Here is a 12861-nt window from a genome sequence, read left to right on the forward strand (position 1 = left end):
TTCTAACTTCTAACTTCCCACTTCTCACTTCTACTGGTTCATCATCTTCTGTAATTTTTTTGTCATCGCAAACAGGATGATAGATGCAATACCCGCCATCGCAACAAAGAGCAGAAAGAAATCATAATTATTGGCGATTTCATATCCGAGGAAATACGTGCTTTTTCCATCGGGATACAACGCACTTAAAACACCTGCAAATTTGTTGGCAACAGCATTCGCCAAAAACCATACTGCCATCAGAAGCGAGGCGTATTTGATTGGGGCCAGTTTGTTTACCAGACTAAGTCCGATGGGAGAAAGACAGAGTTCACCCCATGTATGAAGGGCATACATCCCGAAAAGCCACATCATACTTACTTTGATTCCGGGTTGTACACCGTTTACACCGAATGCAATCCACAGGTAACCGATGGCAAGTAATAACAGACCAATGGCCATTTTGGTGGGGGAAGAGGGTTCTTTTTTTCCGAGTTTAATCCAGAGCCAGGCAAAAACCGGTGCAAAGGTTACTACATAAATAGAATTCAGGGAGGCAAATGCACTTGCCGGAATTTCGGCAACCTGAATGGAGGATCCCCCGTTAGTTGCGAGTTTGAATAATAGATAAATCAAAACAGCCATGGCTGCAGCTAACAGAAGCTGAACTGTTAAACGAAGGTTTCTATCGAATTCGCCCGCCAAACCAGCACTGGCTTTTTTCAATAAGATACCCATATAAAATATAATTGCAGTACCTCCAACATACAAAATCCACTTGGGTATTGTCCAGTTAAGTACACGATTGGTTTGCTCATCTGCAAAGAAGGTTAAGGAAGCACCGGCTTGTTCAAATGCACTCCAGAAAAAGATCACAAAAAAGGAGACGATCAGTATCACGATCACTCTTTCTTTTTCGATTTTGGAAAGGGTTTTATCCGATAAAATATAAACAATGATGAATAATGCGGATGCGAGCAGCAGGTAGGTAAGGAAGGAGTATTTTGTGGCGTCTATATATAATAATGCAATCATAAGGCTGGATAGGATAGCCAGTCCGGTTCCAACCAATAGTGGATTAGAAAATGCTTTTGGCGAATCAGTTGGTACGGTGCCGAGTGGTTTCCCCTGAGGATCAATCACATATTTCTGCTGGAAAACCATTTGAACGATCACGCTCAATATCATGGCTATTCCGCCTGCCAGGAATGCCCATTTAAAATCTGCGGGATTACCGGTATCACCCAGGAAAGCACAAACGATGGGTCCAAGTGCACCACCAACATTGATCCCCATATAAAAGATGGTGTAAGCAGCATCCTTTCTGCGATCTCCATCAGGATATAATTGTCCCACAAGGGAGGAGATATTCGGTTTGAAGAAACCGTTGCCGGAAATCATAAATCCAAGTCCGGAAAAGAAAAATATACTCGACAAACCAGGATTGCTTTCGTACAGCGAGCCACAGAAAAAAAGTATGAATTCGCCGATTGCCATCAGAAGTCCGCCGGCTATAATAGACCGCTGATTTCCCCAATAACGGTCAGCAATAAAGCCCCCGATTAGTGGCGTAAGGTAAATAAGACCGGTATAGGATCCGTACAGATTGGAGGCAAAAGCCTTATCGAATAGCAGTGCTTTTGTCATGAAAAGCACCAGAATAGCGCGCATGCCATAATAGTTGAAACGCTCCCACATTTCTGTGGCAAACAAAATGTAAAGGCCTTTCGGGTGACTGGCTTTGGATGCAACCTGGGATTGACTCATGAGCTTTGTCGGTTTATTTGTTAGCTGTTAAAAAAAGGGAAAATAAGGATAAAAAGGAGAAAATGAAGGAAAGGGGCAAAAGAGCACCCGTCGGGTACCCGACGGGTAAAACTGCGATCTTCCCGCGTTTCATTATTTTCGCAGCCTGAAAGTCTGGGTGGTCTGCGTTTAACAAAGACGCCTGATAAATTATATTAGAATTAATCAACATGAATATTTTATTACTTGGATCTGGAGGAAGAGAACATGCCATAGCATGGAAATTAAAACAAAGCAGCAGTTGTGATGAACTCTACATTGCACCCGGAAATGCTGGAACAGCCGAATCCGGTACCAATATCCAACTTGCAATCACCGATTTCGCTGGTATCAGGCAGGCCTGTTTGGATAAGGATATTCACCTTGTTATTGTGGGACCCGAAGAACCACTGGTTAAAGGTGTGGTTGATTATTTTAAAGCAAACCCTGTTGCACTTTCAGCGGATATCGCTGCTGAGATGGGATTAAAGGAAGTGCCGGTAATCGGTCCGGATGCTTATGGTGCGCAACTGGAAGGGTCCAAAGCATTTGCGAAGGCATTTATGAAAAGGCACGCCATCCCCACAGCTGCTTATAGGGAATTTGATGCGGATAATTTTAGTGAAGGGCTGGATTATATAAAGCAGCATAGTCTTCCTATTGTATTGAAAGCAGACGGACTGGCTGCAGGAAAAGGTGTGTTGATATTAAATGACCGGGAAGAAGCTGCTCAGGAATTCACCTCCATGATTCAGGAAAGTAAATTCGGTGATGCCAGTAAAAAAGTGGTGATTGAACAGTTTTTGTCAGGAATTGAGCTCTCTGTTTTTGTGTTGACTGACGGGAAGAATTTTCTGGTTCTTCCAGAAGCAAAAGATTACAAACGGATTGGCGAAGGAGATACCGGCCTGAATACCGGTGGAATGGGAGCAGTGAGCCCGGTGCCTTTTGCGGGTCCGGATTTTATGCAAAAGGTAATGGAACGTGTGGTTAAACCTACCGTATCGGGCCTGCAAAAGGAAGCGATCGATTACAAAGGATTTGTATTTATAGGATTAATTATGGTGGGAGAGGATCCCTATGTAATTGAATATAATTGCAGAATGGGTGATCCTGAAACGGAAGTGGTAATGCCAAGATTGAAAAACGATCTGGTGGAATTAATGCTGGCTACGGCCCGGCAGGAACTCGATCAGCTTACGATTGAATATGACCCGCGCATAGCCTGTACCGTTATGGCTGTTAGTGGGGGTTATCCCGGTGATTATGAAAAGGGAAAAATTATTAAAGGATTGGATAAAGTTGGTTCGGAAGAAAGCCTGGTTTTTCATGCGGGAACAGCAGAAAAAGGAGGAAAAATAGTAACCAATGGCGGACGCGTACTTTGTGTTACTTCCTTCGGCTCTACTGTTACGGAGGCGGTTGACAGATCAAAGAAAATCCTGGAAAGAATTGAATTTGAAGGAATGAATTATCGCAAGGATATTGGATTTGAGTTCAACTAAACTGTACAACATGAAACCGGTACATTATGCTGATTACCTGCAGCTGGATAAAATCTTAGGTGCACAGCAACTGGAAAGCGAATTGCATCAACAACCTGCGCATGATGAAATGTTATTTATCATCATTCACCAGGCCTATGAATTATGGTTCAAGCAGATTATGTATGAAGTGGAGTCGGTAAATGCGATTATGCAACAGCCATCGCTGAATGATAATTCGCCGGAATTGCAAACAGTGGTTCATCGGCTGCAACGATCTGTTTCTATACTTAAATTGTTGGTGCAGCAGATCGATGTAATGGAGACTATGACTCCAATGGATTTTCTTGATTTCAGAGATATGCTACGGCCTGCTTCCGGTTTTCAAAGCTGGCAATTTAAAGCACTCGAAGCCCGGCTGGGATTACAGTTTGATCAAAGGCATGGACAGGAGTATTATATTTCTCAATTACGACCGGAACAGATAGCCCTCATCAAACAGGTGGAGTCTGAACAGCCGCTGATCAGTTTGCTGAACCAATGGCTGGAACGAATGCCGTTTCTCGATGAGGCAGCCAACTGGTTTGATCAATATTCGAATGTCTATCGTTCAAGTTTAACCGAAAAGGAGTCAGCAAACTGGGACGGATTTATCGCCATGTTTGGAGTCGGGGAGACGGCCGTTGAGAACCCGGCACGTCAATTATCGGCTCGGGCTTCCCGAGCTGCATTGTTTATCATGCTATATCGCGGGTACCCGATATTGCAGTTGCCTTTTCAGTTGTTAAATGTGTTGCTTGAAATAGATGAGCAATTGAGCACCTGGAGATATCGTCATATGAATATGGTACACCGGATAATTGGTACACGGGTTGGTACCGGCGGCAGCACTGGAAAGGAATACCTGAAAGGAGCTGTTGATAAACATTATATTTTTAGAGAAATCGCTCAGTTGACCAGTTTTCTGGTGGAACGTCGCCGGCTGCCGGTGTTGGACCCTCAAACAGAACGTCGGCTTGGTTTTGGCGCATAACGATAAACAAGCTTCCTTTTCCTTGGTCGTTTGAGCAATCCTTTTTGTTCCAGTGTTTCCAGAAAAGAGATATCCCCTGCCAGATTTGTAAGATTATTTTCCTCACTTAGTTCCTTTAATACCAGATGTAAAGCACCTATTGGAACGGTTGGATCTCCTTTTTCAAGCCTGCTTATTATTGACTGATGTAAATTGGTTGTTAAGGAAATGGTTTCCATGGTGATTTTTCTGAAATGTCTTTTCATCAGAATGGCTTTACCCATTAATTGAAGTGGGCCTCCTTCTGTTGTACTAATTGTTTTCATAACCGTTTTTTTGCAATAAATAATCAGTTACTAAGTTTCGAAAAACATTGCTTTTATACAAGGGTGAAAAGACCCGAAATGGGAGAGGGAAGAAGGGAGGGGATAAAATAAAGGGCTGAATAAGGAAAATAGAAGCAGGAGTAATTTCATCCAACTCGTACTTTAGTCGTTGAATTTAAAACATATGGTAAATCGAAATTGGTCAGCTTCCCGGGTGGCAGTAAAGTATTGTTTAATCTGCCTGCTTATTGTGCTTTACTGTATACCAGTTTCCAATGCGCAAACCGGAGTAACCGGTCTTACTTCGCAACAACTGCAACCAGGCGGAGATACTGCAAAAATGAACTGGTTCGGTAATGCCAAGCTGGGCATATTCATTCATTATGGCATGTATGCGGTAAACGGTGTGGATGAAAGCTGGAGTTTTCATAATAAGAAAATCACGCATGCGGAATACCTGAAGCAGATGAAAGGCTTTACCGCAAAGAATTACAACCCCGAAGAATGGGCTGCACTTATTAAGGAAAGTGGTGCCCGGTATGCAGTTATCACTACCAAACACCATGATGGTCTCGCACTTTGGAACACCAAAGAGAAGCATTTCAGCACGGTAAAAAATACGCCTGCCAAAAGGGATTTGATCACGCCATTTTTTAACGCGCTGGACAAATACGGCATTAAACGAGGTGCTTATTTTTCACTGATCGATTGGTCGTACCCTGATTACCCTGGATTTCTGAAGGACAGCAGTCGATACAAACTCTCCAATGATACTGCCAGATGGAACCGGTTCAGTCGTTTCAATAAAGCCCAGATCCGCGAAATCAGCCGGCAATTCCATCCCGATTTATGGTGGTTTGATGGCGATTGGGAGCACTCCGCAACGGAATGGGATGCAGCAGGCATCCGCAGAATGATTCTTGAAGATAAGCCAACGGCCATAATTAATTCCCGCCTTCAGGGATACGGTGATTATGCCACCCCCGAGCAAAATACACCCATTCATCGACCAAAAGGAAACTGGTGGGAACTCTGCATGACCATCAATAATAACTGGGGATACCAGCACAGTGATACCAATTGGAAAACGCCGACCGAAATCATTTCCATTTTTGCTGATGCTGTTGGAAGTGGTGGCAACCTTCTGCTGGACATTGGCCCGAAAGAAGACGGAACGATTCCTCAGGAACAGGTAAGCGTTCTGAAGGAATTGGGTAAATGGAACAAAAAGCACGCTGAGGCCATTTTCGATTCCAAAGGCGGAATGCCCCATGGTCATTTTTACGGTCCGTCTACCATCTCTAAAGATTCTACCACCCTTTACCTGTTTTTGGCGGGTAAACCTTCCGGCACTGTTTGGGTAAAGGGATTAGTAAACAAAATAAAATCGATCCGGGTAGTTGGAACCGGCCAGCAGCTACCCCATAAAGTGGTTGGTAAGATTTCCTGGAGTCAGGTACCCGGACTCATCTACATCGATATCCCTCCAACTGTCAAAGATGATTATATGTCAGTGATCGCCCTCCAGCTCGATGGTCCGCTTCGTTTATACGCCGGTCACGGCGGATTGTAATTGGGAGGTTTACCCGACCGGTGCCACCGGTCGGGTAAAATCGGTACATTTGTCAGAATGGTGTTGTCACCATGCATGATTTGTGGAAAAAATAGTGATAATCAAAGGGTCATACTTTGATTAATCGGATTATTTGCATCAATTTTGCTGACATTATATCCTGACTAAAATATTGACCTCAACAACATGGGATTATTCAACTTTCTGACCCAGGAAATTGCCATGGATCTGGGTACTGCCAATACCCTAATCATACATAACGACGAAATTGTGGTGAATGAACCTTCGATTGTTGCCCTGGACCGGAACAACCCGAAGAATGTGCTGGCTGTTGGCAAACGTGCCCTGATGATGCACGAAAAGACGCATGAAAGCATCCGCACCGTGCGGCCGCTGAAAGACGGTGTAATTGCCGACTTTAATGCAGCCGAACTCATGATACGGGAAATGATCAAAATGATCTATCCCAAAAAACCGCTGTTTCCACCCAGCTGGAGAATGATGATCTGCATCCCATCTTCCATTACGGAAGTGGAAAAAAGGGCCGTTCGCGACAGTGCAGAGCAGGCCGGAGCTAAAGAAGTGTATCTCATCCATGAACCTATGGCCGCTGCGTTGGGTATCGGAATTGATGTGGAAGAACCAGTTGGTAACATGATCATCGATATTGGTGGAGGTACAACAGGTATTACAGTTATCGCACTGGCTGGTATTGTTTGTGACCAGAGTATCCGGATTGCCGGTGATGAATTCACGGCAGATATTATGGAAGCGCTTCGTCGTTACCACAGTTTGCTGATTGGGGAGCGAACCGCCGAGCAGATTAAAATCCAGATTGGAGCAGCTATGAAGGATCTTGACAATCCACCGGATGATATTCCGGTTAATGGCCGTGATCTGGTTACCGGTATCCCCAAACAGATTATGGTGAGCTTCCAGGAAATTGCGGAGGCATTGGATAAAAGTATTTTCAAAATTGAAGAAGCCATCCTGAAAGCATTGGAAACCACTCCACCCGAACTGGCAGCAGATATCTATCGCCGGGGATTGTATATTACAGGCGGTGGTGCCCTGCTGCGCGGATTGGATAAACGATTGAGCCAGAAAATCAAATTACCGGTACATGTGGCGGATGATCCGCTGAAAAGTGTGGTTAGAGGTACCGGTATTGCGCTGAAGAATTATGACCGCTATCCATTTGTGATGCGTTAATCGGTATGCGAAATATTTTCCTGTTCATCCGGCGTTACTTTAATTTCCTGTCATTCCTGTCATTACAGGCACTGGCATTGTCCTTTTTATTTCGGTATAATAAGTTTCATGAAGCGGCTTTCGCCGGTGTGGCCAATGAGGTTACAGGCCGGATCAACGGACAGTACAATACCGTCGAATACTATTTCAAACTGAAAAAGGCGAATGAAAGTCTGGTGAAGGAAAATGTAGCCCTTCGGGATATGCTTCGCTCCAATTACCAGCAGGCCGATACATCACAACGTCTGGTCGTAGATTCTTTACGGATTGATTCCCTCAAGCCATTTCAGAAATACCTGTACAGGGAAGCGAAAGTAGTGGGCAGTTTTGTTACGACACAAACCAATTTTATAACCATCCACCGCGGTGCAAATCAGGATGTACGGGCGGATATGGCGGTTATTGGTCCGGGTGGGGTAGTAGGCCGCGTCGTTAATACCAGCGCCAATTATGCTACTGTCATGACTATGATCAGCCGGGTGTTTAAAGTGGATGGCAAACTGAAAAATTCAAATGAACGTGGATCCATCAGCTGGGACGGACAAAATCCCCGGTTTGTTCAGATGAGGAATATACCCAAAAGCGTTCAGGTACAAAAAGGCGATTCTGTTCTTACCAGTGAATTGTCTTCTATTTTTCCTCCTAATATTATGATTGGAACTGTTGATTCTGTCCTGAATGATCCCAGTACCAATTTTTATAATCTCCGACTAAAAACAGCTACCAATTTCTCGACCGTACAATTTGTGTACGTGGTACAGAATAAGCAGCTGGAAGAACAAATCAATCTGGAAAAAGCAACCCGCAATACGAATGAGTGATTTTGTGAAACATAGTGTGCGAGCTCTGCTCTTTCTGCTGGTGCAGGTTTTTGTATTGCACAAAATCCCGCCTTTGCACCAGTTTGTAGTTCCTTATATCTATTTTCTGTTTATTATCTGGCTGCCTTTCAATACAGGGCGGATCTGGTTGATGATCATTGCCTTTATTTATGGATTGGCACTTGATTATTTTTTAATGTGGCCCGGATTGCACGCTGCAGCCTGCGTACTGATTGCCTATCTGCGACCTTTTCTGGTTAATATTTTAATCCGGCAGGAAGGGGCGGAGCAGAGTTATGGCGCGCCTTCTATAAATAGTATGGGATGGGCACCTTACAGTGTACTTGTATTTGTACTTACCCTGGTTCATCACGGTTACCTCGTGTTTCTGGAATGGCTGAGCTTTGAAAATTTCTGGTATTTTCTTGGTAAAGTTGGAGCTTCAACTGCTGTAAGTCTCCTATTGGTGCTGGTAACGGAAATGCTGTTTTACAGGAAGGAGAAGTTTAGGACGAATATGTGAGAAAGTAAAAAGTAAAAAGTAAAAAGTAAAAAGTGGGGTCCCAAATTCATAACAGCCAGCCTAAGACTCAGGCATCGGAACAAAAAATCTAAAATCTTAGATCTGCATCCAGAAGACAAAGACCCGCACCCCGCTGCCAAGACTCAAAAACAACAAGAGCAAAACAAATAGCTGGAGTAATATCCGAAACAACGAGTATCTGCATCCGCTTACTTACAAATTCCATCATCTGAGTAATTCAGGTGCTAACTACCGAAAAGATAGTTGCAGATGCATCTGTCTACTGGCCGGTCCCTGCTTTTCATGGGCTCGGGAAGTTGATAGCAGCTCATTCAAAAATCCTGATGCCATTTGCCGGCAAAATCATACAGCCTTCCCAATTTAGTTGGCTCTATTCTATACCCGGCCCAATCCTTACCGCCCAATCCTACCAGTCCAATTCCGGTTGCACAATTCCGATATCGGTAAATTACAAGCTCATTTTGGCCCTTTCAATTTTACAATCCTGCAATAAAATATCCAGCAAGCAATTTTTGTTATTCGGTAACGTGAAAACTTGCCACCCCTCTCCCTTTTTCTCCTTTGTCTCCTTTTCCTCCCTTCTCCCGTTTCCCTTCCTCCTTTTCCCTACCTTTGTTTTATAATCCTGCATTTTCCCACTCCATATGTCTGTGTTTAACCAATCGCGTTCAACTGTTATCCGCCTGATAGTGGCGGGTGTATTCCTGATTATTGTGGCGCAGCTGATTAACCTGCAGCTGTTTTCAAGCAAGTATGAAGCACTTGCTTTTAACAATGCTGTTTACCCGAAAGTGCGATATCCTGATCGAGGCATTATTTATGATCGCAACGGAAAAGCCATTCTCAACAATACCATCATGTATGATCTGGAAGTTACTCCATCCCAGATCAAAGGGGTGGATACCAATTTTCTATGTAAACTGGTTGAAATTGATACGGCTGAGTTTAAAAAAAGAGTGGTCACTGCCATCCTGAAAAATGGCCGCTACCGGCCTAGTATATTCGAGGATTTGCTTACTCCCGAAATGCATGCCCGGCTGGAAGAAAATATCTACAAATTCCCGGGTTTTGCACTGGTGGAACGCCCGGTTAGGGTGTACCCCTTTAATGCTGCAGCCCATATTATGGGATATATCGGCGAAGCTGATTCCGGAAATATCAAACGTTCCAGTGGCTTTTATCGCCTGGGGGATTATGTAGGCAAAACCGGATTGGAATCATTCTATGAACGGGTGCTGATGGGTAAGCGGGGAGTGGAATACATGATCAAGGACAACAAAAACCGACTGGTTGGCAAATATGAAAACGGACTCTATGATACGGCTGCACAAGCTGGAAGAAACCTGCGTACCTATATAGATATCGAACTGCAACAATTGGCAGAAAAATTAATGCAGGGAAAAGTTGGGGCCGTGGTTGCCATTGAGCCCCAAACCGGCGGCATACTTTCCATGGTTTCTGGTCCCAATTTCGATCCAAATATGTTAACCGGTCCCAATAAACAGCAAAATTTCAATAAGTTGTTTCTGGATGTAAGCAGCCCGCTGCTAAACAGGGCCATCAAGGGTCAATATCCTCCCGGCTCTACCTTCAAACCACTTGGCGCATTGGTTGCTCTGGATGAGGGAATAATTACTCCATCATTCGGAGTGGGATGTGGTGGTGCCTATTACGGTTGTTCCCGACCAGTAAAATGTACGCATAACAATCCCGGACATGCTGCTAACCTTCGCCTAGCCATTGCAAATTCCTGTAACTCCTATTTTACCCATATCTACCGGTTATCAGTAGATGCAGGTAAATATAAGGGAGTAAAAAATGGATATCAAAAATGGAAGGGATATATGAATGCGTTTGATCTGGGTGTTCGAGTTGGGGTGGATCTGCCCAGTGAAGACCGTGGTAATATTCCGGATAGTTCAGTTTATAATAAAGTCTATCGCAACAGTTGGAACAGCTGTACCAATCTGACACTGGGAATCGGACAGGATATGATGCTTGCGACACCGCTGCAACTCGCCAATTCCATGTGTATCGTCGCCAATAAAGGATTTTATTATACACCGCATTTTGTTCAGAAAATTGATGGTGAAACGGAAGCTGACACCATCATGAAAGCCTTCCGTATCAAACATGAACCCCTTACCAGTATTTCGGATGATGCCTATGAGGCCGTAATCTCCGGTATGCAGGATGTGGTGGAAATCGGTACAGCCAAAATGGCCAAATTACCGGGTATCAATGTTTGTGCGAAAACCGGTACCGCAGAGAACTATAGGATTATAGAAGGAAAACGAACCAAGCTAAAAGACAACTCTGTATTCGTTTGCTTTGCGCCGAGAGAGAATCCTAAAATAGCAATCGCCGTTATTGTGGAAAATGCCGGATATGGAGGTACCTGGGCCGGACCAATTGCCGCCCTGATGATGGAAAAATACCTGAATGACACCCTTCGCCCAGAACGGATTAAAGAAGTGGAGCGAATTGCTGCGGCAAATCTCTTACCAGGATACCTGGTTCGGGAACAATATAAAGCAGATTCCACCCGCGCCTATAACTGGTTTAAAATGACCAAAGATTCCAGTGCTATTCAACGTTTCTTGAGAAGAGAACGCAGAAGGGATAGCATAAGGGAAAGCGAATCGGATCCCGCTCCAAAACCGGATAGCCGCACTACCTATCTACGGCTGGAAGCCATTCTGCCCGAACATTTTTCTTTCACGCCAACCCAAAATTCCTGATCATGAGCGCTCGTACGAACGAAATTTCAAAAGGAATCGACTGGCTGTTGGTTGGTTTGTATATGGCACTCTGCGCAATTGGTGTGTTGAGTATTTTTGGCGCTACCTACAAAGAAGGGGAAGATATTCTTCAATCCTTTACTTCCTTCCAAACGGACTATAGTAAACAACTGTTTTTCTGGATTCTGGCAATGTTTGTTGCAATCGCTATTCTGGTAACAGATTCGAAATTTTTTACTGCTACCGCCAATCTCTGGTATGCCTTTGGAATTCTTTTACTCCTGCTTGTTTTTCCCTTTCATACCGAAATTAAAGGAACCCGTTCCATCATCCGCTTCGGCGGATTTCAATTGCAACCGGCTGATCTCTGTAAAGTATTTGTGGCCCTCGCTCTGGCAAAATACCTGAGTCGGGTAGAAACTGATTTCTCCAAAACAAGATCACAGTTGATTGCAACCGCCATTGCCCTGGCACCAGCCATTATGTCGATACTTCAGCAGGAAACCGGATTGGCGCTGGTGTATTTTTCTTTCTTTCTGGTAATGTTTCGGGAGGGACTTCCGGCAGGTATTCTGATCATTGGTTTTTCCTTTGCCGTGCTGGTGGTGGCTACTTTATTATTGAATCCGAACACCCTGGCGCTGATACTTACCGGCATCGCCTTAGTGGCTGTCTATATTCTTCGCAAACAGATAAAAAGAAAAAAACAAATTCTTATAACCATTGTTGGCATCTGGATGGTATGTGTGGGTATACAACGATTTTTGGTACCCTATGTTTTCGAATCAGTACTGCAACCCTACCAGGTAAAACGCATTTACGATACCATTGGTAAAGATTATATTCCAAGTGGCGGAACAGTTATCCTGGATGAAGCACCGGTCAGAAAAAAAGACGATGGTGGCGATTATAATGTGAAGCAAAGTAAAATCGCCATTGGAAGTGGAGGGTTTGCAGGCAAAGGCTTGCTGAAAGGAACGCAAACACGCTACGATTTTGTTCCTGAACAAAGGACTGATTTTATTTTCTGTACCATCGGAGAAGGTTTTGGATTTGTCGGCAGTTTCATTCTGATGGGAATTTATTTCGTGTTGCTGATGCGGATTATAACAATTGCAGAGCGACAACGAAGTGTGTTCAGTCGGGCCTATGCATATGGTGTAGCTTCCGTCCTGTTCTTTCATATTGCCATTAATATTTGTATGACAATCGGGCTGGCTCCGGTAATTGGAATTCCACTTCCTTTTATCAGTTATGGAGGCACTTCACTGCTTACCTTTACTGCTGCCTTATTTATATTGATTCGATTAGATGCAGACCGTCAGATGGTTTTGCGTTAAATTAT

10 protein-coding genes are annotated in these 12861 nt (G+C 44.0%); 8 read left to right on the top strand and 2 right to left on the bottom strand.

What is annotated here, in order from left to right:
• Window positions 1-30: 30 nt before the first annotated feature.
• Window positions 31-1746 carry a peptide MFS transporter gene (locus B2746_RS14230; RefSeq protein WP_290795195.1) on the bottom strand — a complete coding sequence of 572 codons (1716 nt, stop codon included), beginning with the start codon at window positions 1744-1746 and terminating at the stop codon, window positions 31-33.
• A gap of 209 nt (window positions 1747-1955) precedes the next feature.
• Between B2746_RS14230 and purD the strand changes: the two genes are divergently transcribed.
• Both purD and B2746_RS14240 read left to right on the top strand, forming a co-directional pair.
• Window positions 1956-3269: a phosphoribosylamine--glycine ligase gene (gene purD, locus B2746_RS14235; protein WP_290795198.1), complete on the top strand. Its 1314-nt coding sequence runs from the start codon at window positions 1956-1958 to the stop codon at window positions 3267-3269.
• A 10-nt stretch (window positions 3270-3279) separates the two neighbouring features.
• Entirely contained in the window at window positions 3280-4281 is a 1002-nt protein-coding gene (locus B2746_RS14240; RefSeq protein WP_290795199.1) for a tryptophan 2,3-dioxygenase, read from the top strand.
• Here B2746_RS14240 and B2746_RS14245 read toward each other — a convergent pair.
• On the bottom strand, window positions 4248-4586 hold the full coding sequence (locus tag B2746_RS14245; protein WP_290795200.1) for a hypothetical protein: 339 nt from the start codon (window positions 4584-4586) through the stop codon (window positions 4248-4250). The two genes, B2746_RS14240 and B2746_RS14245, sit on opposite strands and share 34 nt — an antisense overlap.
• A gap of 184 nt (window positions 4587-4770) precedes the next feature.
• Between B2746_RS14245 and B2746_RS14250 the strand changes: the two genes are divergently transcribed.
• The 6 genes from B2746_RS14250 (at window position 4771) to rodA (ending at window position 12856) form a co-directional block, all read left to right on the top strand.
• On the top strand, window positions 4771-6159 hold the full coding sequence (locus tag B2746_RS14250; RefSeq protein WP_290795202.1) for an alpha-L-fucosidase: 1389 nt from the start codon (window positions 4771-4773) through the stop codon (window positions 6157-6159).
• Between the two features lie 186 nt (window positions 6160-6345).
• Window positions 6346-7371: a rod shape-determining protein gene (locus B2746_RS14255; RefSeq protein ID WP_234867301.1), complete on the top strand. Its 1026-nt coding sequence runs from the start codon at window positions 6346-6348 to the stop codon at window positions 7369-7371.
• A gap of 5 nt (window positions 7372-7376) precedes the next feature.
• A complete protein-coding gene (mreC, locus tag B2746_RS14260) occupies window positions 7377-8231 on the top strand; it encodes a rod shape-determining protein MreC (protein WP_290795206.1) in 855 nt (284 codons plus the stop codon).
• Window positions 8224-8754, top strand: a complete 531-nt coding sequence (locus tag B2746_RS14265; protein WP_290795208.1) for a rod shape-determining protein MreD — start codon at window positions 8224-8226, stop codon at window positions 8752-8754. Before mreC ends, B2746_RS14265 begins: the two co-directional genes overlap by 8 nt.
• 665 nt (window positions 8755-9419) lie before the next feature.
• The gene (gene mrdA, locus B2746_RS14270; protein WP_290795209.1) at window positions 9420-11516 is read left to right on the top strand and encodes a penicillin-binding protein 2; all 2097 of its coding nucleotides are present in this window, start codon (window positions 9420-9422) and stop codon (window positions 11514-11516) included.
• A 2-nt stretch (window positions 11517-11518) separates the two neighbouring features.
• Window positions 11519-12856 (top strand): rod shape-determining protein RodA, encoded by a 1338-nt coding sequence (rodA, locus tag B2746_RS14275; RefSeq protein ID WP_290795211.1) that lies wholly within the window; start codon window positions 11519-11521, stop codon window positions 12854-12856.
• The last annotated feature ends 5 nt before the right edge of the window (window positions 12857-12861 follow it).

Source organism: Flavihumibacter sp. UBA7668 (assembly GCF_002483205.1).
Taxonomy (GTDB): domain Bacteria; phylum Bacteroidota; class Bacteroidia; order Chitinophagales; family Chitinophagaceae; genus Flavihumibacter.

Bases quoted from the DNA above. Each gene is read 5' to 3' on its own strand.
- mrdA (WP_290795209.1), top strand. From the start codon at position 9,420: ATGTCTGTGTTTAACCAATCGCGTTCAACTGTTATCCGCCTGATAGTG.
- B2746_RS14255 (WP_234867301.1), top strand. From the start codon at position 6,346: ATGGGATTATTCAACTTTCTGACCCAGGAAATTGCCATGGATCTGGGT.
- B2746_RS14245 (WP_290795200.1), bottom strand. From the start codon at position 4,586: ATGAAAACAATTAGTACAACAGAAGGAGGCCCACTTCAATTAATGGGT.
- B2746_RS14230 (WP_290795195.1), bottom strand. From the start codon at position 1,746: ATGAGTCAATCCCAGGTTGCATCCAAAGCCAGTCACCCGAAAGGCCTT.
- B2746_RS14250 (WP_290795202.1), top strand. From the start codon at position 4,771: ATGGTAAATCGAAATTGGTCAGCTTCCCGGGTGGCAGTAAAGTATTGT.
- mreC (WP_290795206.1), top strand. From the start codon at position 7,377: ATGCGAAATATTTTCCTGTTCATCCGGCGTTACTTTAATTTCCTGTCA.
- B2746_RS14240 (WP_290795199.1), top strand. From the start codon at position 3,280: ATGAAACCGGTACATTATGCTGATTACCTGCAGCTGGATAAAATCTTA.
- purD (WP_290795198.1), top strand. From the start codon at position 1,956: ATGAATATTTTATTACTTGGATCTGGAGGAAGAGAACATGCCATAGCA.
- B2746_RS14265 (WP_290795208.1), top strand. From the start codon at position 8,224: ATGAGTGATTTTGTGAAACATAGTGTGCGAGCTCTGCTCTTTCTGCTG.
- rodA (WP_290795211.1), top strand. From the start codon at position 11,519: ATGAGCGCTCGTACGAACGAAATTTCAAAAGGAATCGACTGGCTGTTG.